The sequence below is a fragment of the Nonomuraea longispora genome (genome assembly GCF_004348345.1).
Classification (GTDB): domain Bacteria; phylum Actinomycetota; class Actinomycetes; order Streptosporangiales; family Streptosporangiaceae; genus Nonomuraea; species Nonomuraea longispora.
Genome location: NZ_SMJZ01000134.1, coordinates 1 through 25,422 on the forward strand (window position 1 = coordinate 1; position 25,422 = coordinate 25,422).

Annotated in this window: 24 protein-coding genes, 1 tRNA gene and 2 pseudogenes; 12 read left to right on the forward strand and 15 right to left on the reverse strand. The window is 69.3% G+C overall.

The window, feature by feature from the left end; all coding sequences use genetic code 11:
* Nucleotides 1-547: pseudogene (locus E1267_RS29220) on the reverse strand (hypothetical protein); the annotation flags it as partial.
* 216 nt (nt 548-763) lie between these two features.
* On the opposite strand from E1267_RS29220, the gene E1267_RS29225 reads away from it, so the two are divergent.
* Nucleotides 764-1,258 carry a SigE family RNA polymerase sigma factor gene (locus tag E1267_RS29225; protein WP_132337059.1) on the forward strand — a complete coding sequence of 165 codons (495 nt, stop codon included), beginning with the start codon at nt 764-766 and terminating at the stop codon, nt 1,256-1,258.
* Here E1267_RS29225 and E1267_RS29230 read toward each other — a convergent pair.
* Entirely contained in the window at nt 1,250-1,738 is a 489-nt protein-coding gene (locus E1267_RS29230) for a MarR family winged helix-turn-helix transcriptional regulator (protein WP_246064331.1), read from the reverse strand. The genes E1267_RS29225 and E1267_RS29230 overlap by 9 nt on opposite strands.
* 102 nt (nt 1,739-1,840) lie before the next feature.
* On the opposite strand from E1267_RS29230, the gene E1267_RS29235 reads away from it, so the two are divergent.
* The 3 genes and pseudogenes from E1267_RS29235 to E1267_RS48070 form a co-directional block, all read left to right on the forward strand.
* A complete protein-coding gene (locus E1267_RS29235; RefSeq protein WP_132337061.1) occupies nt 1,841-2,401 on the forward strand; it encodes a YceI family protein in 561 nt (186 codons plus the stop codon).
* 175 nt (nt 2,402-2,576) lie between these two features.
* Nucleotides 2,577-2,665: transfer RNA gene (locus E1267_RS29240), tRNA-Ser, on the forward strand.
* A gap of 596 nt (nt 2,666-3,261) precedes the next feature.
* A pseudogene (locus E1267_RS48070) lies at nt 3,262-3,321 on the forward strand (hypothetical protein); the annotation flags it as partial.
* A 246-nt stretch (nt 3,322-3,567) separates the two neighbouring features.
* On the opposite strand, the gene E1267_RS29250 reads toward E1267_RS48070, so the two are convergent.
* On the reverse strand, nt 3,568-6,447 hold the full coding sequence (locus E1267_RS29250; protein WP_132337065.1) for a helix-turn-helix transcriptional regulator: 2,880 nt from the start codon (nt 6,445-6,447) through the stop codon (nt 3,568-3,570).
* 437 nt (nt 6,448-6,884) lie between these two features.
* On the opposite strand from E1267_RS29250, the gene E1267_RS29255 reads away from it, so the two are divergent.
* The 3 genes from E1267_RS29255 to E1267_RS44700 all read left to right on the forward strand — a co-directional run bounded on the left by E1267_RS29255 (nt 6,885) and on the right by E1267_RS44700 (nt 8,644).
* Entirely contained in the window at nt 6,885-7,109 is a 225-nt protein-coding gene (locus E1267_RS29255) for a hypothetical protein (protein WP_132337067.1), read from the forward strand.
* A gap of 59 nt (nt 7,110-7,168) precedes the next feature.
* The gene (locus E1267_RS29260) at nt 7,169-8,362 is read left to right on the forward strand and encodes an FxsB family cyclophane-forming radical SAM/SPASM peptide maturase (protein WP_132337069.1); all 1,194 of its coding nucleotides are present in this window, start codon (nt 7,169-7,171) and stop codon (nt 8,360-8,362) included.
* 138 nt (nt 8,363-8,500) lie between these two features.
* Nucleotides 8,501-8,644, forward strand: a complete 144-nt coding sequence (locus E1267_RS44700) for a hypothetical protein (RefSeq protein ID WP_165959861.1) — start codon at nt 8,501-8,503, stop codon at nt 8,642-8,644.
* Nucleotides 8,645-8,699: 55 nt separating this feature from the next.
* Here the strand turns inward: E1267_RS44700 and E1267_RS29265 are convergent, their stop codons facing one another.
* On the reverse strand, nt 8,700-9,284 hold the full coding sequence (locus E1267_RS29265) for a TetR/AcrR family transcriptional regulator (RefSeq protein ID WP_132337071.1): 585 nt from the start codon (nt 9,282-9,284) through the stop codon (nt 8,700-8,702).
* A gap of 78 nt (nt 9,285-9,362) precedes the next feature.
* On the opposite strand from E1267_RS29265, the gene E1267_RS29270 reads away from it, so the two are divergent.
* Nucleotides 9,363-9,800 carry a nuclear transport factor 2 family protein gene (locus tag E1267_RS29270; RefSeq protein ID WP_220449731.1) on the forward strand — a complete coding sequence of 146 codons (438 nt, stop codon included), beginning with the start codon at nt 9,363-9,365 and terminating at the stop codon, nt 9,798-9,800.
* A gap of 25 nt (nt 9,801-9,825) precedes the next feature.
* Nucleotides 9,826-9,990 (forward strand): DUF1905 domain-containing protein, encoded by a 165-nt coding sequence (locus E1267_RS29275; RefSeq protein WP_132337073.1) that lies wholly within the window; start codon nt 9,826-9,828, stop codon nt 9,988-9,990.
* Between the two features lie 294 nt (nt 9,991-10,284).
* On the opposite strand, the gene E1267_RS29280 is transcribed toward E1267_RS29275, so the two are convergent.
* The gene (locus E1267_RS29280; protein ID WP_165959862.1) at nt 10,285-10,863 is read right to left on the reverse strand and encodes a CGNR zinc finger domain-containing protein; all 579 of its coding nucleotides are present in this window, start codon (nt 10,861-10,863) and stop codon (nt 10,285-10,287) included.
* 61 nt (nt 10,864-10,924) lie between these two features.
* On the opposite strand from E1267_RS29280, the gene E1267_RS29285 reads away from it, so the two are divergent.
* Entirely contained in the window at nt 10,925-11,758 is an 834-nt protein-coding gene (locus tag E1267_RS29285) for an alpha/beta fold hydrolase (RefSeq protein WP_132337075.1), read from the forward strand.
* Between the two features lie 52 nt (nt 11,759-11,810).
* On the opposite strand, the gene E1267_RS29290 is transcribed toward E1267_RS29285, so the two are convergent.
* Together E1267_RS29290 and E1267_RS29295 are read right to left on the reverse strand one after the other, a co-directional pair.
* Nucleotides 11,811-12,146, reverse strand: coding sequence for a hypothetical protein (locus E1267_RS29290; protein ID WP_132337077.1), 336 nt, complete (start codon nt 12,144-12,146; stop codon nt 11,811-11,813).
* A 52-nt stretch (nt 12,147-12,198) separates the two neighbouring features.
* The gene (locus E1267_RS29295) at nt 12,199-13,089 is read right to left on the reverse strand and encodes a Rossmann-fold NAD(P)-binding domain-containing protein (RefSeq protein WP_220449732.1); all 891 of its coding nucleotides are present in this window, start codon (nt 13,087-13,089) and stop codon (nt 12,199-12,201) included.
* A 71-nt stretch (nt 13,090-13,160) separates the two neighbouring features.
* Here E1267_RS29295 and E1267_RS29300 point away from each other — a divergent pair, with 71 nt between their 5' ends.
* Nucleotides 13,161-14,096 carry a GlxA family transcriptional regulator gene (locus tag E1267_RS29300; RefSeq protein WP_132337079.1) on the forward strand — a complete coding sequence of 312 codons (936 nt, stop codon included), beginning with the start codon at nt 13,161-13,163 and terminating at the stop codon, nt 14,094-14,096.
* Between the two features lie 18 nt (nt 14,097-14,114).
* Nucleotides 14,115-14,531, forward strand: a complete 417-nt coding sequence (locus E1267_RS29305; protein WP_132337081.1) for a TIGR03668 family PPOX class F420-dependent oxidoreductase — start codon at nt 14,115-14,117, stop codon at nt 14,529-14,531.
* Between the two features lie 31 nt (nt 14,532-14,562).
* Here the strand turns inward: E1267_RS29305 and E1267_RS29310 are convergent, their stop codons facing one another.
* The 8 genes from E1267_RS29310 to E1267_RS29345 all read right to left on the reverse strand — a co-directional run.
* On the reverse strand, nt 14,563-20,499 hold the full coding sequence (locus tag E1267_RS29310) for a WXG100-like domain-containing protein (RefSeq protein WP_132337083.1): 5,937 nt from the start codon (nt 20,497-20,499) through the stop codon (nt 14,563-14,565).
* 6 nt (nt 20,500-20,505) lie between these two features.
* On the reverse strand, nt 20,506-20,805 hold the full coding sequence (locus tag E1267_RS29315) for a hypothetical protein (protein WP_132337085.1): 300 nt from the start codon (nt 20,803-20,805) through the stop codon (nt 20,506-20,508).
* A complete protein-coding gene (locus E1267_RS29320) occupies nt 20,802-21,185 on the reverse strand; it encodes a YbaB/EbfC family nucleoid-associated protein (RefSeq protein ID WP_246064332.1) in 384 nt (127 codons plus the stop codon). Before E1267_RS29320 ends, E1267_RS29315 begins: the two co-directional genes overlap by 4 nt.
* A gap of 247 nt (nt 21,186-21,432) precedes the next feature.
* The gene (locus E1267_RS29325; protein WP_132337087.1) at nt 21,433-22,038 is read right to left on the reverse strand and encodes a fasciclin domain-containing protein; all 606 of its coding nucleotides are present in this window, start codon (nt 22,036-22,038) and stop codon (nt 21,433-21,435) included.
* A gap of 192 nt (nt 22,039-22,230) precedes the next feature.
* Nucleotides 22,231-23,385 carry an aspartyl protease family protein gene (locus tag E1267_RS29330; RefSeq protein WP_132337089.1) on the reverse strand — a complete coding sequence of 385 codons (1,155 nt, stop codon included), beginning with the start codon at nt 23,383-23,385 and terminating at the stop codon, nt 22,231-22,233.
* 77 nt (nt 23,386-23,462) lie between these two features.
* Complete coding sequence (locus tag E1267_RS29335; RefSeq protein ID WP_342774905.1) at nt 23,463-23,798, reverse strand: VOC family protein; 336 nt, start codon at nt 23,796-23,798, stop codon at nt 23,463-23,465.
* 53 nt (nt 23,799-23,851) lie between these two features.
* Nucleotides 23,852-24,229 carry a VOC family protein gene (locus tag E1267_RS29340; protein ID WP_132337093.1) on the reverse strand — a complete coding sequence of 126 codons (378 nt, stop codon included), beginning with the start codon at nt 24,227-24,229 and terminating at the stop codon, nt 23,852-23,854.
* A gap of 152 nt (nt 24,230-24,381) precedes the next feature.
* Nucleotides 24,382-25,422, reverse strand: a 1,041-nt coding sequence (locus E1267_RS29345) for a S1 family peptidase (RefSeq protein ID WP_246064333.1), incomplete at its 5' end; no start/stop codon positions are given.

Here is a 25,422-nt window from a genome sequence, read left to right on the forward strand (position 1 = left end):
CGGCCCGTGCGAGGTAGGGGGGCTGGGAGGTGGCGGGCAGCAGCGCCAGGCTCCCGCCGTCCTGCCTGACGCCGATGGCGTCGAACAGGTAACCGGGCTCGAACTTGGGATGCCGTACCTGCAGGCGTCCTGAGGCACGGTAGGGGATCGTGATCGTGCGGTGGCCGCGGTGCGGCCCGCAGTCGAGCTCGACCGTCAGGTCCCTGCGTCCCTGGACGGACAGGATCGTTCCCGTGATGCGCGTGGCGTCGGCCCAGATCCGCTCGACCACGCGCCCTTCGCGCAGGGCGCGCATCAGGACCATGGAACCCACGGGAAGGTCGGTCGGCGCCGCGTCCTTTCCGTGCCACGCGGTGGCCCACGGCGCGATCACGAGCCGTTCCTCGGCGCCGTCGGGGGTCTCGATGATGATCAGGTGCGGACTGACGTCCAGGATCTCGCCGGCGACGGCGCGTAAAGGGTCCGCGTCGTCCGGAGCGGGATCCGGCGCGCGGCCCAGTACGGCGGCGGCGAGCACCCGGCGGCGCTCAACGCTCGGATACCCCATCGCTCCTCCCTCGTCGGGTACTAGATTCACACGACTTGGGGGTGGCATACACCGTACCGGGGCAGACAAGAGCAAAATACGCAACCTCGGGGAAGTGACTAGACACCCGGCGGCGTACAAACCGCCACCGACCTTGACGGACCTTTGTCGTGGGCGGGCCGAAACCTGAATTCCGGTTCAGGCCCAATAGGGCATCGGGCTGCGATTCTGGCCACGATGCAGACCACCAGCTGGGAAGACGAGTTCCGCGAGTACGTGCTGGCCCGCGGGCCGGCCCTGCTGCGTGCCGCCAACCAGCTCACCGGGCATCCGCTGGACGCCGAGGACCTGCTGCAGAACGCGCTCACCAAGACGTACCTCGCCTGGGACAGGATCGAGGACAGAGGGGCGCTCGACGGTTACGTACGACGCGCCATGGTGAACATCAACATCTCGCAGTGGCGGCGCCGCAAACTGGAGGAGTATCCCTCGGCCGATTTGCCCGAGACCCCCACGCACGAGGCGGTCGGCGGCGGCGAGGTTCACGAGCAGCTCGAACAGGCGCTGGAGGAACTGCCCGAGCGGATGCGGGCGGCGATCGTGCTGCGCTACTTCGAGGACATGACCGAGCCGGAGATCGCCAGGACGCTGGGCATCAGCGTCGGCACGGTCAAGAGCACGGTGTCGCGGGCGATGGCCAAACTGCGCAGCGCGCTGCTGCCGTCACGATGAGAGCCGCGCCTCCGCCTCCTGTGCGCCTGCGGTGGCGCACGGGCGTACGACGTCCCTGATCTTGCGCAGGCTGCCGAGGAACGCCTCCAGCTCGGACGTGCTCAGCAGCCCGGTGAGGCAGTCGTCGATGTCCTGGAGGTGCTGCGGCACCACGACCTCCAGCCGCTCGCGCCCGGCGTCGGTCAGCACCGCGTAGGAGGCCCTGCGGTCGGTGTGGCACGCCTCGCGGCGCACCAGCTCTTCGCGTTCGAGCCGGTCGACGACCCGGGTCACGCCGCTGGTGGACAGCCCGGTCTGGGCGGCGAGGTCGCTCATCCGCAGCCGCTGCCGGGGCGAACGAGCCAGCCGGATGAGGGTCTCGAAGTCGATCTCGGACAACCCCGCGGCGGTCATCACAGGCTGGAACCGGGCCATCAGGCCGGCGTGCACCTCGCTCAGCAGTCCGATGGCCGTCAACCGGGAGTCGTCGAAATTCAGCACACCCACAGCCTATCCGACGGTAGTTGACGATCGGAATATTCCTCGTGTAGATATTTGTTGTCGCACCTAACTGCACCGAACCCCTTCCAAGGAGACCCTTCGATGACCACTCGCACCTGGGAGTCCCTGACCATCCCCGCCGTCGGCACCTACACCCTTGACGCCGCACACACCAACGTCGGGTTCGTGGTCAAGCACATGATGGTCAGCAAGGTCCGCGGCACGTTCGACTCCTTCCGCGGCTCGGTCACGATCGCCGACAACCCGCTGGAGTCGTCCGCAGAGCTCACCATCAAGACCGAGAGCATCTCCACGGGCGTCGCCGACCGCGACGGCCACCTTCGCGGCGACGACTTCCTGTCCGTCGAGAAGTACCCGGAAATCACCTTCAGGACCACCCGCGTCCTCGGGCACAAGGACGACGAGTTCACCGTCGCCGGCGACCTGACCATCCGCGACGTCACCAAGGAGGTCGAACTCAAGGTCGAGTACGGCGGAGTCGGCACGAACCCGTGGGGCCAGGCCGTCTGGGGCTTCTCTATCACCACGGAGATCGACCGTGAGGACTTCGGCCTGACCTGGAACCAGACCCTGGAGACGGGCGGGGTGCTCGTGGGCAAGAAGGTCAAGATCGAGATCGAGGGCGAAGCCAACCCTGCCTGACCCGAGCCTGCGTTACGGTTATCCACAACCCCGAAGCCCGTCCACGCTGTGGACGGGCTTCATCCACAGACAGTTACCCACAGCCTGTTGATAACTCTTGGCGAAGCCGGACGAGGAATCGCTTTGCCGCCTCGCCGGAAGGCCGGTACGCTGTGCTGAGCCGCGATGGCTTCCAGGAGGATTCGCCTAGTCAGGTCTATGGCGCCGCACTGCTAATGCGGTTTGGTGGCAACACCATCCGGGGTTCAAATCCCCGATCCTCCGCACATGAAAAGGCCCTCACCCGTTCTCGGGGTGAGGGCCTTCTCCGTCCCTGCGGACATCAGGGTTGCAGTCGCCTGTCAGAGCCGTTCCACAGGACATCGTCCACACGCCGGCCGGCTGGAGTGCGGCCACGTGCGTGTAGCGGTCCGTGGCCGTGATGCGAGTGGCCGAGATCTCCTGCACGAACCGGATGCGGCGTGGCTCGCCGCCGCATCGTGCTGCCATTCGGGAACCACGCCCCTGATCAGTCAGAAGTGTCGTATATGACAGGTGACTGGGTTTTGATGAGGTGCCTGTTCTCCGGGCGGCACGACAGTTAGGTTTGCGGTCGATACGGGCAAGATCAATCGCCCCTTCGCACACGAAGGTGATGCACGCCCATCGGCTGCCGGCGTCGTGATGACGTCGGCTTGAATGAAGAACCCCCATGCTTCGTTCCATCAATCGCCTGGCCGACCGGCGACGGTCGCCGTCGGCGCGGCTGTCGTTGCCGCTGAGGCGAGCGTCGTCGTACTGCTGCTGGCCGAAGGGACGGCGCCGGCCGGTCCGTGCTGGCCGGCGCCGTGCTCCTGGCCTTCTGCGCGGCGATCGGTCAGGTGATCCGCACCGGCGCCCGGACCCCTTGCCGATGCTTCGGCGCCACGGCGTCGCCGCTGGGCGTCCGGCATCTGATCCGCAACGCGTTCCTCGTTCTCGCCGCCGCGGCGGGTGTGGTGGCTCATCAGGAAGCCCAGCCCGGCAGCCTGCATCCCGCGGGCGTCGTGATCGCCTTGGTGGCTGGTGCGGTTGCCGCGCCGGCGGCTGTGCTCCTCGACGCCAGACGGCGGCGGGCGAGGACCAGCGCTGTCAGGGCAGTCACGCACACCCGCGAAAGCCGCGACGAGGTGGGACATCGGCGGATGCTAGCTCAGACCGGAGCTGTCGGGGTCGTCCGGGCCGAGGTCCATGCGGGCCAGGTCGTTGCGCGAGCTGATGCCGAGTTTGGGATAGGCCTTGTACAGGTGATACCCGACGGTACGAGGGCTGAGATACAAGCGGGCCGCGATGCCGGCGTTGCTGAGCCCGGCCGCGGCCAGCCTGACGACCTGCAGCTCCTGCGAGGTGAGCCGGTCCAGCAGCCCAGACGTCCGCTCCGTGGGCTGGGAGGTCTCGCCGGTGGCGCGCAGTTCGGCGCGGACGCGGTCGATCCAGGGGGCCGCGCCGAGTTGTTCGAAGGTGTCGAGCGCGGACCGCAGAAGCGGGCGAGCCCTGTTGCGCTGCCGCCTGCGGCGCAGGAACTCACCGTAGAGCAGATGGGTGCGGGCCGCTTCGAAGGGGTAGGCATCGTCCTGCCGGTGCAGGCGTATGGCCTGCTCGTAGTGCCGTTCGGCCTCCTCGCCGTCGGCAAGCTGGGCCTGACATCGTGCCGCGATGGCCACGGTCCACGGCTGGCCCGTAGCGTGTGCCCATCGCCGCAGCCGGGCGAGAGGGGCTACGGCGAGGGTGGGGTGGCCCTGACGGACCGCAGCCTCCACGAGAGTGGCGGTGCCGAGGCTGTGATCGATGGCCGGATGGTGACGCATCAGAGCCTGGGGCACCCGCGTGAGGCGGCGCAGCACCGCCTCGTACTGTCCGTGCCCCAGGTCCAGCAGCGCGCGTGCATACACGCATTCGATGCCGCGCTCGCTCACACCATCGGCGAGGATGTCCTCGGTCAACTCGGCACACCGCGCCTGGTCGCCCTCGATCGCCGCCACGCAGGCCAGCAGTCCGGCGTGGTGGCCGACGAAATGGGGCTGTTCGGTGTGGGCTGCGACACGCAGGCCCTCCTCGCTGGTGGACAGCACGTCCCGGTGCCGGCCCAGGAGCAACTGGGTGCGCGCCAGATGCAGCAGGGCGCGGGGCAGCAGACCGATGTTGCCCTGGGCCTGGCATCGGTCGGCCAGGACCACCGCGCCCTCCTGGGCCGCGTGGATGTCGGCGAGCCACAGGAACCACCACTGCACGGTGATGCGCTGCCAGGTGGCCAGGTTCGCGGTGCTGGAGATCTCGTGGACGAGCGATCTGATGTGGGGGACGGCCTGCGCCCATCGCTCGTCGGCGAGGTGAGCGATCGCCGCGGTGACATCGGCCAGCATGGGTGAAGAGCGGGGCACGATGGCCGTACTGGCGGCGAGCTGCGGCATCTGGTACGGCTCGCCACCGCTCCAGACGCTGATCAGTGCGAAGAGGAGCATGGTGGCGGCGGTGTCAGGAGCCTGCTTCGCGAGCCCGGCGGCCGCCTCGACCGTCTCCTCCGGCCGGGCCCGCAAGTCCTGCTCCTGGGCGATGGCCGCGCGGACCATCGCCAGGCCGGCGCGGACCGTCGGGTCGCGCGCGATCGGCCAGGCACGATCGGCCAGGTGGGTCGCGAAGGAGGTCATCCCCGCATCGAGTGCGGCCTGTGCCGCCGCGTCCAGGCGCCGGGCGCGCTTCCCCAGGTCGGATGTGAGCTGAGCGGCTCGGTGATACGCGGTGGCCACCGCTGCGTGACCGCCCCTGGCGCGGGCGTTCTCGGCGGTGCGTTCCATCTCCGCGGCCACGCTCTCGTCCGCGCCGTGTACGGCGGCGGCGCGGTGCCACGCGCTTCGGTCGGCCATGCCGCTCTCCCCGAACGCCTCCGCCAGCGCGGCATGAGCGGCCAGGCGGGCCTGGAGCGAGGACGAACGGTAGGCGGCGGCGCGGAAGAGCGGGTGGGTGAATCTCAACCGGTCACCGCAGATGTGGACCATCCGGTCGTCCTCGGCCGGCTCCAGGTCGGCGACGTCGGCGCCCAACCGCCGGCCCGCCGTGAGCACGAGGTGCAGATCGCCGCTGTCGTCAGCTGCTGCGGCGAGCAGCAGCGATCGGGTTCGCTCGGGCAGCGCTCTGACCCGCTGGGCGAAGGCCGATTCCAGTTGCCCGGACATAGGGCCGTGGTGGAGGTGGAACGTGGCGCCGGGCAGTTCACCGGCACGCTGCTCGGGCGTGAGCGCGGCCGAGAGTTCCAGCAGGGCGAGCGGGTTGCCCTGAGCCTCGGCCAGAAGGTGGTCTTTGACGTGACCGGCCAGGTCCCCCAGCAGCATGGCGCTGGAGCCCCGGTCCAGGGCCGTCAGTCGCAGGTCCCGTACGTCCGGTACGCCCTCCGCGGGCGTCGGGTACCCGTCTCGTACGGCGAAAAGCAACGCGACGCCCTCGGCGCGCAACCGGCGCGCAACCCACGACAGCACCGCAGCCGAGCACCGGTCCAGCCATTGCGTGTCATCGACCAGCACGAGCAGGGGTTCCGCCGCCGCCACCTCGCCCAGCAGCGACAGGGTGGCCAGCCCGAGCAGGAACCGGTCACTCCTGGCCTGGTCGACCAGACCGAACGCCGCGCCCAACGCCTCGGACTGCGGCCCTGGGAGCTTGTTCCGAAGGTGCAGCACGGGAGCGAGCAGCAGATGCAGTCCCGAGAACGGCAGTTTCGTCTCCGATTCGACGCCCGTACCGCGCAGCACCCGCATGTCTGCGGCGGCGCCGGCCGCGGCGTACTCCAGCAGCGCCGTCTTACCGATTCCCGCCTCGCCCCGCACCACCACGACCCCGCTGTCGCCGGCGCGCGCGCGAGCCAGCACCTCGTCGATGACAGCCCTCTCCGTACTTCTTCCGCAGATTTCAGCCACAGGGAGTCCCGAAAGGTCGTCGAGCCCGCTCAGCTCACATGCGGTTGACGAATGAGCATCCACCTCGGGGACAGGCCCGTGCGGACGGAGTGGAGGGGACGGCGACTCGGCCGAGATCACCCCTCACCCGGTCCCTGCGCTGGGCAGGCCACGCATGCTGCTCGGTCATCTGTCACGTCTCTCCGTATCGCCGTTCATGATCGCCGTTCATGACAATCGACTCGCCCAGGCCGAGAAATGTGACACCCGGCCTCGGCCCGCGCGCCGAACCCGCCGGGGGAGCCGTGACGCCGAGGAGCGGGCCTGGCGTCGCTCGGGCTCGTGACCCGGGCTCAGAAGCGGGCGCTCAGGATCGATGTCCAGTCATGTGACGGATGCGTAGCCGGAACGGGCCCGCCAGTCTTGGATCATGCTCGCCGCCCCTGGAACCCCTCAAAGGAAGGAACTGTGCAGTAGGGCGCTTCCCGCGAGCCGCCGAGGACCTGTCCACGAGTGTCCAGCCATCGTGTGGTGTTGATCTGCAGAACCGACAGTCGTTCCGACAAAGGAGGATTCTTATGGACGCTACGCACGCCGAGAGTCAGAACACGCGGATCGTGGCTGCGCTGGCAGCCGCGGCGTCGCTCGCGCTCGCCCCGCAGGCGCCGCTGATCGCGCAGGCCGCGACCGAGACCGCGGCCGAAGTCGTCTCGACCGCCTCATCCGTCCTGGACAACGCCCTGGCCATCCGCGCGACGGCCGAGCCCGAGGCCAAGATCCTGGCCGGCAGGCACAACCGCTAAGTCCGGAAGGGAGCGGGCGCGGCCGACCACCGCGCCCGTCCAGCGCCGAAGGGACCCTCATGATGTGGCCCACCGAGGAGTGGAGCGTGGCCGCCCGCGACAGCGGGGCCTGGCGACCGGCGCCGTTCCAGCAGTTCTCGCTCAAGCTGCACGGCTGGTGCAACCTGGCCTGCGACTACTGCTACGTCTACGAGATGGCCGACCAGTCGTGGCGGGACCGTCCGCGGAAAATGGACCCGGCCACGGTGGAGCGCGCCGCCTTCCGCATCGCGGAGCATGTGGTCACGCATGGCGTCGAGTACGTCAACGTCGTCTTCCACGGCGGCGAGCCGCTGCTGGCCGGGCGCGAAGCCGTCGCCCATGCCGCACGCAGCGTCCGCGCCGCGCTCCCGTCCGGAACCCAGCTCAGCTTCCGGCTGCAGACGAACGGCACGCTGCTGACCGGCGAGGTGCTGGACGTACTGCTGGCCGAGGGCATCGCGGTCGGCGTCAGCCTCGATGGGGGTGCGCGGGCGCATGACAGGCACCGCCGTCACGCCGGCGGCCGTGGAAGCCACGCCGAGGTGACCGCCGGGCTGCGGCGGCTGCGGGCCGAGCCGTACCGGGAGTTGTTCTCGCATCTGTACTGCGTGGTCGATGTGGCGAACGATCCGGTGGAGGTGTACGAGTCGCTGCTGGAGTTCGAGCCGCCGGTCGTCGACTTCCTGCTGCCGGACGGCACCTGGTCCGCGCCGCCACCACTGCGCGCGGCCGGAGCGGATGCGACGCCGTACGCGGACTGGCTGATCGCCGTGTTCGAGCGCTGGTACGGCGCGCCCCGGCAGGAGACGGGCGTGCGGTTCTTCGAGTCGATCATCCAGCTGGTGCTCGGTGGGCAGAGCAGGGTGGACTCCGTGGGGCTGGCGCCGAACGTCCTGGTCGTGGTGGAGACCGACGGGACCATCGAGCAGGTGGACACGCTGAAGTCGGGGTACGAGGGTGCGGCCGGGACCGGGACGAACGTCTTCGACCATCCCTTCGACCGGGCACTGGAGCACCCGGGCATGGCGGCACGTCAGGCAGGGGCGGCCGCGCTGTGCGACACCTGTGTGAGCTGTCCGGTGGCGAGGGTGTGCGGCGGCGGTTACTACGCCCACCGCTACCGCGAGGACACCGGGTACCTCAACCCGTCGGTGTACTGCCCGGACCTGTTCAAGCTGATAACGCACATACATCAGCGGGTCCGGGCGGATCTGCGGTCACGCGCCTCCTGAACGCTGAAGAGCGCAACCTAACGCTGTCCGCCCGAGTAGCCCGCCGCAGGCTCTCCCCGATCTACGCCGAACTGGCCAACCTCCCACCGGTGCTGATCGTCGTCGGAGGAGAGGACGTCCTGGCGCGACAACCTCGCGATGGCTGCGCAGCTATCCGCAGCCGGCGTCGATGCCGACCTGCGCGTCCACCCCTCCGCGCCTCATGACGTCACCGGCCACGCGACGCCCGTGGCGGCACTCGACGATCTACGCACCTGGCTCGACGGCCGACTCGGACGGTGAACGGCGACACCGTCGACGCGGAATTCTCACCCACGGCTGCGTTCTGCGAGGGACCCTAGCGGCTTCCCGGGGGCCGTATGCCGTCGAAGAGGAGATCGAGCGCGCGGCGGCGGAACTCCTCGCTCCAGTCGTCGGCGATCGCCTCCTGGCACACCGCGGCGAGCAGCGCGATCAGCTCGTCGGTGCTCAGGTCAGCGCGGACAGCGCGGCCGTCGCGAGCCCGTTCGAGCAGAACGTCGACGGCAGAGCGCAAGCGCGCCAAGGCATCGGAGACGCGGGCCTGAACGCCGGTCTCGGCCAGTCGCTCGAAGACGTCCCGGTGAGTGACCCCGGCCGACATGATGAGCGAGCAGAACTCGAAGAGGGCCGTGACGGCGTCCTGGTCGCGCACCATCGCGTCGGCCTCGGCGACGATCCGATCCTGCAGGCTCATCACCACGGCCCTGAGCAGGTCCGGCTTCGTCGGGAAGTGCCGGAAGACCGTGCCGATCGCGACCCCGGCGCGCTCGGCGACGGCATCGGTCGCGGCGGACGCGCCCTGCTCGGCGAACACCGCTTCGGCCGCCTCCAGAATCCGCGCGCGGTTCCGCCGCGCGTCGGCTCGAACGGGCCGCTCGCTCTCGCGGTCCGCAGGGGCCATAGGTGCCTCCTTGCTAAAGTGAGTCGCACTCACTATTGTGAAGTCGAGCAACACTCAGGTTACTTCAGGAGGCACCACATGTCCCACGCGACTCCCCTCGAGGTCTACCGGCGGATGCAGGAGGCCGTGCTCCGCGAGGACGACCCGACCCTGCTCCCCGCCGAGCTCCTGGCCGACGACATTGTCGTCGAGACTCCGTTCTCCCCACCGGGAATGCGACGCTACGAAGGCCGCGAGACCTGGCTGGAGTTCTACGCGAGCAGGCCGCTGCCGTTCCGATTCGAGAAGTTCCGCGAGATCGCCACCCGCGAAACCGCCGACCCCGAAGTCCTCGTCGTGGAGTACGAGTTCACCGGAACAGTCACCACCACCGGCCTCGCCGCATCCGCCGCCTTCATCGCGATCCTGCGCGTCCGCGACGGCAAGATCCTGCACTGGCGCGAATACCAGGACGTCATGGCCATCACGCAGGCACTGAGCCTGCGCCCGGAAGACCTCGGGGCCCTCGAACCCTGAACGTCAGTGAGGGCGGGGCAAGCGCGTGCCGGTCATCGTCACGATCGACGGCGGCTACACCGACGAGACCACGATCGGCGTCATGGGCGGCCGCTACCTCGTGTCCTTCAACGCCGAGACCCGCGAGAACACCGGCCGCAGCGCCGGAGACGAGATCGAAGTCGCGCTGACCGTGGACCCCGACCGCTGAGATCAGCGATCGTCCGGGTTCCCAGCGAACGACGAACGCCGCGTGCATAGGCCGACGTGCCGCTCTACGTCGTGGGCCAGGGCCGCGTGAGCCTCCGCTTGCTGGGTCACGATTCTCATGAGTGAATCATTTGGCCCGCGTGCCGGCACCTGTCCCGCCGACATTCCCTTTCGCGGCGTACCGGCTCGGGGCGTCCGGATCACCGTACGGGCCTCACCGCGACGAAAAGCCACCTGAGACCCGCAACCACATCCTGGGCGCTGACGGGCCCCCTGGGCGGAGCCGGGGCCGGCCCTAGGAACCCCCTTGCCCGGAGGTGGGGCGGCGGGCGCGGTGGTTGGCGACGTTGACCCGGTTGCCGCAGAGGTCGGGCATGCAGTAGCGGCGCCGGCCCGCGCGGCTCGTGTCGACGAACATGCCGTTGCACGCGGGGGAAGCGCAGTGGCGGAAGCGGTCACGGCTCAGGGTCCTCAGGACGGCCAGGAGGCCCACCCCGATGAGTACGGCCAGTTCGTCGGCGAGGGAGGCCTCAGGGGCGGTCACGACGTGCCACTCCCACCTGCCGCCGGCGTCGCGGTGGAGGCCGGGACCGACGCCCGCCCTTCGGACGAGCGCGCCGGCCTGCTCGGCGACGTGGTCCTCGTCGGTCGATTCGAGGATGGCGCGGACCTCCTGGCGGAGGGCGAGCACCTGGCCGAGGTCGTCGTGGGACGGGGTGCGGCTGTCGGAGTGAAGGTCGTGTTCGGCCAGGAACCGCGCGAGCGCGGCCGGGTCGGGCAGCATCTCACCGGCGCTCTGCACCTCCGGTGAGGTGTTGACCAGGTCGGTCGCCACCCCGGCCGCCCACACGTAACCGGTAAAAGTTGCCTTCAAGCCTTACCTCTCCTACTGTAACCGGGATAAGGTAACTATACCCCTTACACGAGAGGTGAGCATGAGCACGCACACCGCATGGCAGCTTCGTCACCGGGTCCGCGTGACCGGTGGCGAGGTCGCCGTCGACGTCTTCGGCCAGGGGCCGCCCGCGATCCTCGTCCACGGCACCCCGGCCTCGTCCTTCCTGTGGCGCGAGGTCGTTCCCGTCCTGGCACGCGAGCACGCCGTCCATGTGTGGGACCTGCTCGGGTACGGCGACTCCCGGCTGGCCCAGGGCGCCGTACCGTCGATCGACCGGCAGGCCCGCACGCTCGCCGAGCTCGTCAGGCACTGGGATCTCGGCGCCCCCGCCCTGGTCGGGCACGACATAGGCGGGGCCACCGTGCTGCGGGCCCACCTGGTGCACGGGGTGCCCGCCCGCCGTATCGCGCTGCTCGACGCCGCCGTCCTCGGCTCGTGGCTGACCCCGTTCACCCGTCACATGCGGGCCCACGCCGACGTCTACCGCACCATGCCCGAGCAGGTTTTCGCCGACATCATCCGGCCGCGGCTGGGCACCGCCACCCACCGGCCCATGTCCGAGGCCGTCGCCGGCGCCTACCTGGCCCCATGGGACGGGGCCGCCGGGCAGCGGCGCTGGATCGATCAGGTCGTGGCCGTGGGCGACGACGACACCCGCGATCTGGAGGCCCGGCTGTCCGAGATCACCGTTCCGACACAGGTGTTGTGGGGTGAGCACGACCGGTGGCTCCCCCCGGCCACCGCCGCCCGTCTCGCCGCCGCGATCCCCGGCGCCCGCCTGACCATGATCCCCGAGGCGGGCCACTTCCTGCCCGAGGACAACCCGTACGACACCGCGCAGGAGCTCCTGCGGTTCCTCGGCCCAACCTAGTCGGTCCAACCTAGTCGGCCCAACCTAGTCGGCGCGGCCTACAGGGCGCGGCCTAGCCGGCGAACTCGCGCGCGCGGTCGCGGGCCCACCGCGCGGCCTGGGCGGCCTGGGCGCCGGTGAAGGGGGAGCCGGGCATCCCGTCCAGGCGCTCCACCAGGTCGGCGAAGCGTATGAGCTCCCGGTGGGCGTGTTCCCGGCAGGCGAGGCACGTGACGCTCCCGGGATGGGGTGAGGTCATCGCGTAGGGCGCCCGGATGCCGCAGCCGGTGGTGACGGTGCCCGGCGCGTCGGGCGCGCGGCCCAGCATCGAGGCGAGCACATTGCGGAAGTCGGCCCCGGCCCGCAGCACCTGCCGGTCGACGTGGATGTGCGGATCGGTCTCGCCCATCTTCGCCCGCCTCCGTCCGGCTCGCTCAGCGATCAGACTAGTACGGCGGACGTCAGATCACTTCCCGCAGGACGTCGTCGACCGGTGTGACGCCCACCCCGAGGATCTTCTCCGTGTCGGAGTAGTCGACGACGAACGGATGGCCGGGCTTGATCAGGACTTCATGCATCTCCCCCCAGAACGGGTTGTCCAGCGCGAGCAGGGTCAGGTCGCGTTCGGTCAGCTGTTCCATGCGCGGTTCCGGCGCACCGGCGAGCCGTGCGAGCCGGCCGGCCAGCTCGCGGGCGGACAGGGTCGAGGCGGGCACGTGCCACGCCCGCCCGTACGCCCGCTCGTCGCGGCAGGCTGCGACCAGCGTGCGCGCGGTGTCGCCGATCGCCGAGTAGCTGTGCGGCACGTCGAGCTCCTGCGGCACGAGGGCGAGCCGGCCTTCGAGAACCTGGCGCTGCACCATGAGGCTGAACACGGAGAAGGCGCCCGCGCCGTAGAACTGGGCGGCCCGCACCTCGGTCACCCTCACTCCCGAGGCGACGGCCTCCTCCCACACCCGGGCTCTGGCCCGGCCCTTGGGCCCGGTGGCGGCCAGCGGGAAGCCGGGTTCGACCGGCCGGTCCACCGGCCCGTAGCCGTAGAGGTTGCCGAGCATGACGTACGCGGCCCCGGCGCGCTCGACCGCGGTCAGCAGGGACGCTGACAGGATCGGGAACTGCTCCGGCCACAAGTGGTAGGCCGGCGCGGCGGTGGTGAACAGGGTGCGCGCCCCTTCCGTCAGCCGGGTGATCCGGTCGGTGTCGGTGGCGTCCGCGGCGACCCTCTCGACGAGCGGGTGCTCGGGTCCTCCGCCGGAGCGGCTGATCATCCGTACGCGCTCGCCGTCGCCGGCCAGCTGGAGGGCGGTCCTCGTCGCGGTGGCCCCGCGACCCACGATCACATGAAAGGTCATGGCCACCACGATGCCGACGCGCGACCTCATGACATAGTGGCCGGAGCGCCGTCTATCCGGAGGATCTGGCCATGCATCGCATCGCGGTGGTCGTCGTGTCCCCTGTGTTGAGCTTCGACGTCTCGATCCCGCTCATGGTGTTCAACAGCGTTCCGCACTATGACGTACGCATCTGTACGGCACGTCCGGGCACGATGCCGACCGTCGGAGGTCCGGACATCGTGGTGCCGTACGGACTGGACAGGGTCGACTGGGCCGACACGGTGATCGCCGTCGGCAGCGGCGGCGAGCAGGCTCCTCCGGAGACGCTCGCCGCGCTGCGCAAGGCCGCGGACGGCGGCGCGCGCATCGCCTCCCTGTGCACGGGTGCGTTCGTCCTGGCCCAGGCCGATCTGCTGGACGGGCGCCGCGCCACCACCCACTGGGGCCTGGCCGGCGACCTCGCCGCCCGCTTCACGGAGGTCGACGTCCAGCCCGACCGGCTCTTCGTGGAGGACGGCGGCATCTACACCTCGGCGGGCGCGGCGGCCGCCATCGACCTGTGCCTGCACCTGGTCAGGCTCGACTACGGCGCGGCGGTCGCCAACACGGCCGCGCGGCTCGCGGTCGTCTCTCCCGTACGGCCCGGCGGCCAGTCCCAGTACATCGAGACCCCGCTGCCCGCCGAACGCGGCACCTCCCTCGCCGCCACCCGGGCCTGGGCCCTTGAGCGCCTCGACCGCCCGCTCAGCCTGGCCGACCTGGCCGCGCACGCGAGCATGAGCGTGCGGACCCTGACCAGGCGCTTCCACGCCGAGACCGGGACGAGCCCGCTCCAGTGGCTGCTGCTCCGGCGCATCGACCGCGCCAGGGAGTTGCTGGAGACCACCCGGCTGCCCATGGGCCAGGTGGCGGCGCAGAGCGGGTTGGGCGGCGCCGACTCCCTCCGCAAGCACATGGTCAACCTGGTCGGGCTCACCCCCACTGCCTACCGGGCGGGATTCACCCGGCTGCCCGCGGGCACGTAGCCCGCAAGGGGTGACGGCATGGACCGCGAGCGGGCCCGTGACCTGTTCGCCGGCGAGCGGGTCGCCCGTCTCGGCACGGCGGACGGCCGTGGCGTGCCCCATCTGGTGCCCGTCACGTTCGCCGTGTCGGGTGACGGTGTCGTGATCGCCGTCGACCACAAGCCGAAGTCGACCACCCGCCTGCGGCGGCTGCGCAACATCGAGGAGAACCCCTCCGTCTGCCTCCTGGCCGATCGTTACGACGACGAGGACTGGGCGCGGCTGTGGTGGGTGCGGGCCGACGGCCGGGCCCGCGTCGTGTCCGGCGGGCCGGATCGCGATGGGGCGCTGGACGACCTGGCATCCAAGTACGCGCAGTATCGCGAGCGACGACCACACGGGCCGGTGATCCTGGTGGACGTGAGCCGATGGTCGGGTTGGGCGTTCGCGGACTAGCGCGGCACGTTCCTCATGCCCATCCCGAGGGTCAGCGCGCGATGGCGCCGGGATGCGCGGCGTCGAACTCGGCGAGCCCTTCCGGGGTGAGCCTGAGGTAGAGGCCCTTGTCGACGTCTAACACCAGCGGCTCGCCCTTGCCGTAGAGCACGACGGAGATGTCCAGTTCCAGATACGTGTTCTCGTGCTGCTCCTCCAGAAAGTTACGCTCGATGATATTGGCGTTCCGCGAGGCGGCTTCGTCTCCAGTCTTCGTGCTGCCGCCAATACCGCCGTAGCCGAGGCTTCCTTCGCCGGTCGATCCGGCGGACCCGCCTCCCCGGAAGGCCTGGCCCCGGCCCTGCCCATGCCCGTGCCCGGTGGTGCTCATGGTCTGCGCGTAGACGCGCTGCTTGACGAGCGCGTTCGTGATCTCGTGGGCCCCGTTGACGTCGATCCCCACCTTGCCGACGCCTGGGATCTCATAGTCGTGCGCGAGCAACTGCTCCACATGGGCTCGCATGGTTCTTTCCTTGGCGGCCTCGGCGAGGGAGATGCCGGCCGGGCGAGACAGCTCGAATCCGTTGGGCCGGTTGTCCAGCGAGGGCACCTCCTCGCGGAGCTTTGGAGGCACCGCGGCCACCGGCGCCCACTGTTCCACCACTGTGGCGGCGGGGAAGGCGACCTGGCTGACGGCCCCCTTGGGCACCCCGTTCCCGAGCGTGGTGGCCATCGTGTTGGGCCCCGCCGGCTCCGCCCATCGTGGGTTCGCGGCGAAGACCGGTGTACCCGCCTTAACCGTGGTGCCGTGCGGAACCTCCGTGGTGAGATGCCCCGGCACGAGCAGGCCGAGATCGCCGTCCGCGACCGCCCTGGATGTCGCCGTGACCCCGACACGCTTGTCGAAGAGCGTCACGGCTCCGTCGTGTCCGGTCACCTCACCCACCTTGAGCAGCATGTTTCTGGCCACGCCCTGCATGGGCTCCAGGATAGGGCGGACCTGGGAGCGCTCGATTGTGATCTCGTACGTGACCGGGTGCTTGAACTCCTGCGGGGCCTCGCGCGTCTGATAACGATTGATGTCTTTCGTATTCGTTCCGCGAGCGTCCACGGCGTGGGAGTCGTGGTGATTGGCGTATGCCGCTTCCACTCCCTCGAGACGGCCGTCCGAGGACTTGGTGTAGCGCGCGAGCGCCTCCGCGCCGTGGTCGGACCCGGCCTCGCGCAGGGTCAGGTCGCCGTTGAGGCGCTCGCTGCGGAGCATGAGACCGGTGTCAGGACGCTCACCGACGTGTACGCCGTCACCGATCTCGGCCGTGACCCGGATGCCCACGCGTTCGGTGACGCGGCCGTGGACATCCGTGGCGAACATCCAGGAGGACACCCCGTTTCCGCGTAGTTCCCCCAATTTCGTGGCGAGCGCGTGCTGGCCGTAGTGGCCGCGCAAATGCTCGGCCACCGGGTGGTTCGTGAGCTCCTGGCCAGTGAGGAGCAGGTGTTCGCCGCGGAGCGTCTCCAGGATCTTCGGGAGTACGGCCCGCGCGTCGAGATGCTGAACGGAGGCCGTGCTCATCGCCGCCTCGGGCGCGGAATAGGCGCGGGTTGTGGCCCCTGCCTGCTGGGCGGGCTCTGCGGCCTCCGGGCCTGCCAATCCGTGACGGCGCGCCACCTCGTCGGGAAGGACGACGTCCGTGATCTCTTCCACCCGAACGTACGTGGTCGGGCCACGTTCGACCGTTTCCCCGTTGGTTCTGGTCGGCGTGAGCTCCAGGACGAGGTCTCCTCGATACCAGTGCGAGGTGCTCTGGTCCGAGTAGGTGACCCTGGCGACGTCGCTGCCGCCCACGTAGGAGCTTTCCAGGGTCATCCGCTTCGCGGCGGCGTGCATCCCCGCTCGTGCCACGATCTTTCGCTCGGTTCCTCCGCTTTCCTCGTTGCCTCTCGTGTGACCTGGCGTCTCGCCGCCGTGTTCGCCGTCGCGGCCGAAGGCGACGCGCGCACCGGCCCTGGCGTGTCCGCCCAGGGCCTGCCTGCTGCGCTCGCTGTCCGCCATCCGCGAGTTGCTGTTGGAGTAGATCTCGTGCTCCACCCCGGTCTCCGACTTGACGTGGCGCAACCCGGCCACGTCGGCCTTCACATGCACATCGTGACGCCATTCCCCTCGGTCGGACACCGTGTAGTGCAGGCCGTCGGGATGGGATGTGATCATGGTTTCCAGCTTGATCACGTCGGTAGCCGTTTCGAACACCGGCGGCACGTCAAGACGCTCCCCGGGCACCGGCAGGCCTGCCCAGTCGGCGCAAACCTTGGCCACCGTCTGGGGCAGATCAGGCATGGCGCCCAGGCGGACGGTGGCGTGCAGCCGGTCGTCGTGAGCGAACACATCGGCGGGCGGCTCGCTTGACGACTCGATGCGGCCCAGATGCGCGACGTCCTGCCCGAGCACTGGAGACTCCGGCACATGAGTGTTCGGTACGAAAATCTCCGCCTTGCTGCCGTGCACCTCCCACGATGTGTTCGTCACCTCTGTGCCGTCTCGCGAGAGCCGCATCCTGACGTCGAAGGAGAGGTCCCGCGTGATGGTGAAGCCCCCGCTGGTCTCCGTGCGGTCGTATCTCGTGTGGCCGGCGGAGACGCCGACGGTCTCCGCCTTCGTGCCGCTCCCGGTCAGAGACAGGTTCGCCGCGTCGATCTTGAGTCCTTCGTTCGCCTCGAGGCGGACGACACCGCGCACTTCCGCACGACCTCCCGCAGAGGTCTCCCGCTGGCTGGTGTCGGTCCCTGACGTGATCCTGCGCTCGTTCGCCGTCATGTCGGCCGAGCCGACCTCGTGGCGCCGGCCGAGCGTGCCCTCGGCCAGGATCTCGAAGGTGCAGCCGCCGATCGTCTTGTCGTACCTGATCCCGTGCAGGGCGTGGGTCAGGTCGGCTTCCAGCGCAACACCCCCGAATCGGCTCTCGATGTCGCGCATGATCTGCCGCCTGATCTCCGGGGGAAGGTCGGGCACCGCCCGATCGACGGCCTGGCGGATCTCCGAGCTGAGGAGTGCCTCCGAGTGGACGCGGATGCCGCTGCCCAGGCCTGTCCCCCGCCCGGCCGCGAGCGCCTCCGGCTCCAGCACGTGCGGGTCGTAGCCACGGTTCGGATGCTCGCCCCCGGCCGGACGTTCACCGAACGGTTCACTGCGGACGAACTCCGCCCGTACGTCGTCCATCTCCCGGTGGAGATCGGCGAGTTTCTGCCGGATGTCGTTGAATTCCCCTTGCGGCCGAAGATCGTGGCCGAAGATGTTCTGCTCCATCCGGGGCGCGTCGCAAGCCGGTATGGCCAGCTCGGCCTTCACCTCTACCTCGAAGGCGCCCAGCTTCTCGGTCTCGACCCGCACCAGCATGTGGGCGTCGTACATGGTGACGTCACCTGTCCTGGTCAGGACGGTGTGGTTGCCGTGTGCTCGGTGAGCGGTCGTCACATGGTCCGATCCGAAGCCGAAGCCGCCAATGGCCCGTCCGATGACCTCCGCCCTGTCGCCGAAACCGAGACCGATCTTCCCGCCCGCGTGAACGTTGACGCTCGCGCCCTGCCGATGTGATGTCCCTTCGCTGTCGCGCCGCCCCATGTCGTCTCGGAACATCGTCTCGATCGGTGGCCGCTCGCTTCCGTCAACGGGCTCAATCCGCGAAATCCGGCTGGTGACCTCGATGGAGTCCTCCGCTGACCGCAGCGCGGAGCTTTTGTACCGGAACGCCTCAGAGGAGACCCCGCTCGACAACAACGACTGACTGCGGTTCTTCATCCCCTGTTCGCTGAGCACGGTGGACGTGAGGTGCTCGGTGATCCTGACCACCTCGCTCGCGGGTACGCCCTGCGACAACGCCCGGCGCTGCACCTCCAGCACCAGAGGAGTGCAGTCCATCCCGGTGATGGCGATCCCGTGAGAACGGAACTTGTGCTCGGCTCCCGCCGGGACCTCGTGGCGAGGCAGCGCCGGTGGGTGATCGGCGGCCAGGAGCGGCCCTTCGCGGGTGAACTGCTCGGGAAAGGGGAGCGTCACGGACAATTCGGGGACCGCTGCCGTTTCTGTGACCTTCTCACCGTTGCGGTAGACGTCCAGGGAGATGTCCGCGACAAAATAGCGGTGGTTCGCGGAAATGGGCTTGTGGCCGCTGATGATTTCGACGGCGTTCGTGTGCGTCGTGCGCAATGTGCTGCTGATGCCCGTACGAGGCAGGGCGCTCGCCTCGGCTTCGTCCGACGAGTGGTTCAGCGCGCGAACCAGCCCTCCGGTCCGCTCCAGCGAAGAGGCCTGGAAGGATTTGCCCTCAACACCGTCCCCGCCGAACGCGACCGGCTTCTCGGGCGGCAGGCTCGGGTGTTCCACGTGGGTCAACTCGTTCGGCGTCAGCTTGAGATAGATCACCTTGTCTTTGACGTCGAGCGTCGCGCCCCTTTGGAGGAGGTCTGTCCATGTGTCACGATTGCTGCCGGAAAGCGCCTGCGTGAGCCAGTCGCTGATCGCGGCTCGTTCCCGTACGGTGACACCCGCGATGCCGTCGGCCAGAGCCTCGGCCGCCGCCTTCGGGTTTGCCGGGACCTTGACGTCGTGCACGGCCGTTTCGCCTAAAGCGCCGATCTCGGCCCAGCGCGGCGGATGGATCTTGGGAGGCGGATGGATCTCGGGCTTGTCCTTCCAGACCACCGGGCCGTCCGGCCGGGCCGACTCGCCGCCCGCGTGCCGTGTGGACGCGTTATTCCACACTGGCGAACCGTCGGGCAGGGACGACGAAGGAGCGTTCACCACCGGCTGAGGCGCCTCCGGGCCGGCTGCCGGACGAGACCCGGATACCTGTCCCTGCTGGAGCAGCATGTCAGAGCTCTTCCAAACAGCCTGCAGGTCAGCCCCGGCCGACGCGTTCGTGGTGGTCCGCTCGTTGTGGTTCGCCGCCGCAGCCAGGCTCGGTTCACCGCCGGTGTCGGGCGCGCGCGGCGCGGGCGCTGCCGACCCGGGGTCCGGGCCGGACGGGGATCGTCCGGACGGCGGAGGGTTTCCGGACGGAGCGGCCGGAGGAGGGGAGGGCGAGCCGTCCGGACCGCGTAGCGCTGCCGCGGCCATGTATTGCCCGTCGGCGCCCAGCGCGCTGGACGTGATGCCCTTGGCCAGCATGTCCCAGCTGAAGTGCCCCTGGGCCAACAGGGTGCCCGCGGTTGTGATGCCGCCGGTCAGGGCGAACTGCGCAGCCTGTCCGTACAACGACGAACTGGCCGCCGCCAGCAGTTTCTCGGCCGTGGACATCTCGGCCCTGGTCAGCCCGGCTCGCAGGGCCGACGTGGAAAGCCGGCTCAGCCCGCCGGAGAGCAACCCCATGAGCCCGCCCATGGCGCCCCCGCTCACCGCCGAGATCGCCAACTGCTGGACGTCGATGTCATCCCTGCGGCCCTGTGCGATCTGCAGGATCTGGACGCCCAGGTCCATGCCGAGCACGATCCCCGCGAACAGCGCCATGTTGCGCAGGCACTGCTTGGCGATCTGTGCGACCGTCATCCGTGCGAGCTGTACACGCGGCGGGATAAGCGCCAGACTCGCCCCGCCGCTGGCCAGTGCCGCTCCCAGCAGATACGCCAGTTGTGCGATCAGCAGCCATACGGTGACCTCGATCATGTACTTGGCGTACTGGATCTGCACTCCGACGCCGTTGAGCGCGACAGCGGTGTTCACGAGGTGCTTGACCACAGCGGCGACCTGACCGCCTGTCACCGCTTCGACGTGGGCGGCGAAGGCGAGGTGGGCTTCCCCGTCCCAGGCAGAACCGATCTTGGTGCTGCCTGCCGGCTGCTCGGCGTCCGTGCCCTCGACGAGCCGGTGCGCGGCGATCATGCAGGCGTCGGCCAGCCGGAAGCAGCCCGTCTCGTCCCCCTCCGGCCAGTCCATGCCGACCACCCAGCCGACGTACGGCTTGGCGAAATCGGGCACCGCGAACCCGTCGAAGCCCACGGACGGTCAGCCGCGTTCGCCGGGCGGCCGCTCGGCCCTCTCATAGGCGCGGGCGTTGACGTTCAGGCCCGAGGCGACGCGCTCGAGCTCGTCGATGTAGGTCTTGAAGGCGTCGAAGATGCCGCGTTCGATCGCGGGCATGCTCCTGGCGAGTTCGGCGCCGTACATGTCGTGGCCGAGCGTGTTCCTGTCCCGGGCGAAGGCGGCGCGGAGGCCGTCACGTGCTTCCTTCGCGTTGCGTTCGAGCTCGTCGTAGACCCTGGCCTCGCGGTGCAACGCCGCCCACTCGACAGAGTAGCCGCTCATGGGGACGGCTCCACGGGGCCGGGGAAGAACGCGTCGAGTGTGGCGTGTTGCCCGAAGATCTCCTCGTGTGGCAAGTCCTCCGGGAGGAGGGGTTGCAGCAGCTGTTTGCTCTGCTCAGAGACTGCGGCGGTGGCTTTGTTGATCTGTTGCATGATCGCGTCGGCCAGCTGTGAGGGGGACTGGGTGCGATACACCCGGGGATTCAGCTCGATGTGGCGCACCTGACCGTGCCTGCCAACGGTCACGCTCACCATCCCGTCCTCGGAAGACGTCGTGTGCTTCATGGTGGAAAGCTCGCTGTACGCTTCGCGAATTCGGGTTGTCCGCTGATTGATCTCACGCGCGAGCGCACTGATCTCCGCGTCGAACGCATCCGCCACAGATCGCCCTCCCGTCTGTTGGTCTTAGACTCGCATAGCTTTCCTGTGGGCCCAAAGAGTGATCTTCAACCCTTCGCTTGTTATTAACGCTGCGGTCACAGCGCAAACGCGCGGCGAGGCCTCTCTGTCAAGGCGAGACGGTGGCCCCTCTACTTGGGACAGGAAACGCCCCGGGTGAGGGGCGCGGTCACGAGGGTGGTGGCCTGGCGATCGCGCCCGGTCCGGGGCGTGGATCCGGTGGTGGCGGTCACTCGGGCATGAGGACCTTGTCGATGACGTAGATGGTGGCGTTCTGCGTCTGGATGTTGCCGCAGACCACCTTCGCGTCGTTGACCGTCAGGTCTTCGCCGGAGCCCTTGACCGTGAGCTCGCCGCCCTCCAGCGACGTCAACGTGCCCTCCTCCTGGAGGTCGGCGGGCGTCTTCTTGCCCTCCACGACGTGGTAGGTCAGAACTCTGGTGAGTTCCTCGTTGTCGCCCATGAGCTGGTCGCGGGCATCCTGCGGGATGGCCTCGAACGCCTTGTTGTCGGGCGCGAAGATCGTGATCTCTTCGGCCTGGTCGAGCCGGTCGGCCAGATTCGCCTCCTGCACGGCCTCGTCCAGCGAGGACAGGTCCGGCACCTCGCTGAGCGCGGACCCGGCCGTCTGGTCGGCGATGTTCGGCAGGCTGCTTTCGAGCGCGGAGCAACCGGGGCCGATCGGGGCGCCGCCCGGCCCTGGTGAGGTGTCCGGTGACGTGCCGGGTGACGAATCCGGCGAGGGGGCCGGTGACGAGAGGGTTGGTGAGAGCGCGGATGCGCCGGTCATTCCGGCCGTGGAGGCGGTCAGCGCCAAGGCCGCCGCGAGAAGCATACGTTTCACTGTGTACCCCCGTGTTCTGTGGCGCCGTACCGGGCGGGCCTGGCACGGCGTCGAGGTGCCCAGGTACGCGACCCGGGTCTCCACTACCAGTGTCGGAGGTCATTGCGCATGCCGGAGTTGCATTTGCCCCAAAATGCACAAAAGGCATAGAACGAGACTTTTGCCATATAAGGGATTATAAACTCATAAGGGAACAGAAGTCGCTGTCGTGACGGGTGGGCCCGTGACGTAGAGGCTCATGCCGGTGAAGTCGAACGTGAGGGCGAAACGCTTGAGGAACTCGTGGCCGAAGGTCGCGATCGTGTCGAATCCGAGACGGTCGTCGAGCAGCGGCCCCACCATCCCCGGGATCCCGCGCACCGTCGCGCCGCCGAGCGCCACCTCGTCCGCGACGATCGGGCGGCCCGGGGCGCCGCCGCTCCCCGTTCGAGCCGTGCCGAACTCCAGGCCCCAGCGCGTGGCCAGCTCCTCCGAGGTGGTCACCCCGATGCCGGGCTCGCCCGTGGACAGGCAGACCAGGCGCGGTCCGTGACCGTTGACGCTGCCCACCGTGCACGGGAAACGCCCGCCGGCCAGCCACAGCGGAAGGATCTCCGCGTCGTGCCGCGCCGCCTCCACCTTGAGCGCCCGCAGCTGCGACCTGCGGCGCAGTACGAGGGTCCGGCGGACGTAGTCGAAGGTGGTGAGGAAACGGGACAAGACGATCATCCCGATGGTTCCGGACGCCGGCAGGTCCACGTCCCGCCAGACGACGGGCACGTTGCGCGCCTCGATCGATCCCAGCTGGAACGACCTCACGACGCCGAGATGCGTCTCTGTGCCGTCCCTCGCACGGGTGGAGGCCACCGCGCGCAACCGCGCCCGCTCGGCCGCCTCCATGGTGAGGACCGGCTCCGCCGCCGTGTCCAGCAGGAACCTCATCGGCGCCGACCCGTTGACCGACGCCTCCACGGCGGGCAGCGGGTCCAGCTCCTGGAAGGCCACCTCGGTCCTGCGCGGGCCGCGCAGGGCGAACGGGGTGTCGCCGGCGGCGGCGTACTGCTCGGCGACCGCGTCCCTCCCGGCCGCCCTCAGCACCGGGACGGCCCGGGCGAACTTGTTCTGGCGCGCGTAGCAGTCCGCCAGCAGTTCCTTGAGCGCGTCGTCGCCAGGGGTCAGTTCCACGGCCCTGGCCAGATACTTCTCGGCGGTGACGAACGCGTTCGACAGCAGGGCGATGCGGCCGACCTGCGCGTTGGCGTGGGCATCGCCCGGGTCGGTGCGCAGGACGTCCGCGTAACCGCGGCGAGCCCGCGCGAAATGGCCGGCGCGGAACAGGCCGTCAGGAGAGGTCAGCATGGTCAGTCCAGGGGACCGGACGGCGTGTTTCCCCGCTGTTTCCGGAGGGCGCCATCCGGCGCCCTCGCGCGAGCCCCCTAGTGCTGAAGGACCGACAGGACGTTACCCGCCGGATCCTTGAACCAGGCGATCGGCGGGCCCTCCGCGCGGTGAACCCCCTTCTCGTCCGTCGGCATGTGCTCGTAACGCTCGAAACGCACCCCCCGCGCCCCGAGCTCCTCCACCGCCTTGTCAATGTCCTCGACAGGGAAGTTGAGAACCGTGAAGGAGGCCGGCGTGTGGGCGTCGCCCTTCGGATAGATCAGGACGCCGTTGCCGCCCTCGATGTGCAGCGTCAGCAGCCCGTGCTCCTCGGAAACCCGGAGCCCGAGCGTGCTGCCGTAGAAATCTTTCGCCGCCGCGATGTCGTTCACGGAGAAACCGCTGTACGCCTTTGTCGTGCCGAACACCGTAACCGTCCCCCTTGTCACATTGCCGCGCGGTGCGCCTCGCTGAGCTGGATGATCTGGACATAGTTGCCGTCGGGATCGATCGCGGTGGCGAACAGGCTGCCGTCGCGGTCCTCCAGTTCGGCCAGCCACGTAACGCCCAGGCCTTCCATCCGGGCGACCACGGCGCGGGCATCGGCCACGTCGAAGTTCAGTATCACTCTGCCGGGCTCGGCATTCTTGTCGGCGATGTCCGCCCGCGTGTCGATCAGCAGATGAAACCCGCCGTACTTCAGCACCCGGATCACTCCGACGTCGGTCTTCTCCTCGGGCTCCAGCGCCGCGGCGTACCAGTCGCGCAGCCTGTCCGGATCGGTGCTCGCGAGCAGCATGCTGTCGAGAACGGGTCGTCTCATGGCCGCCTCCTCTGTCGTCGATGTGCCTTCCACCAGGACAGACCGGCCATCCGCCCGAAACTCATCGGCGCCGCCCGGATGTTTTTCCCGCGGCTCACAAAAGGGCGCAGCGCGCCCGGCGGGCGGGCGCGCTGCGCGTGTTCATGGAAGGGTCAGCCGGTACGGAGCGTGAGCCCGTACGTGCTCAGGATCTCGTTGACCGGCTGGTGGTACGTCGTGCCGCCGACCCGGCAGTTGCCGGAACCGCCGGACGTGACGCCCTGGGCCTGGTTGCCCGAGATGAACGAGCCGCCCGAGTCGCCGGGCTCGGCGCAGGCGCTGGTGCGGGTCAGGCCGCCGACGGTGCCCTGCGGGTAGGTGACGCTGGCGTTGTGCTGCTGGATGGTGCCGCAGCGCCAGCCGGTGGTCGAGCCGGAGCGGCAGATGGACGAGCCGACGGAGGCCTGCGACGAGCCGCGGACCGTCACCGACGAGCCGCCGGAGCCGCGCACCAACGGCTGCGGGGTGTTGCCGGGCGCGGCGACCCAGGCGTAGTCGTTGCCCGGGAACGACGAGCCCTGGAAGGTTCCGGTCGGCTGGCTGGTCCTCGCCCCGGCACGGCCGCAGTGGCCGGCCGTGACGAAGCCCGGGGTGCTGCCGCGGGTGACGGAGAAGCCGACGCTGCACCGGCTGGAGCCGATGTAGTAGGCCGCGCCGCCGATGATGTCGATGAACGGCTTCGGCTGCTCGGCGGTCGCCGACGCGCTCACCGCCTCCTTGTCGACGCCGGCGGCGTCGACAAGGGCCTGCGCGGCCTCCACCGTGGGCGCCTGGACAGAGACGTTGTTGGCGGTGACGTCCACGTACCAGAGGGCGGCACCGGACCTGGCGGGCTCCGGAGCCTGGTCGATCTTCTGGACGACGCCCTCGAGCTCGGCCAGGGTGCGCTTGACGACGACGGGCTGTGCGCCCTGCTCCTCGATGGCGGCGCTCTCGGCGGCGTCGGTGGTCGCGACCATGAGCTTGGAGGCGTCCTCGTTCAGCCAGGCGCCGCCGAACGAGTCGGCGCCGAGCTTGCTGCTGAGCGTGGCCTCGGTGGCCGCGGCGCGCTGCTCGTTGGCCAGCCGCGTCATGACCTGGTCCTCGGACAGGCCGAGGTCGCGTTCGAGTGCGTCGATCACGGGGGGAGGTGCGGAGGGGGGAGCGGATTGCGG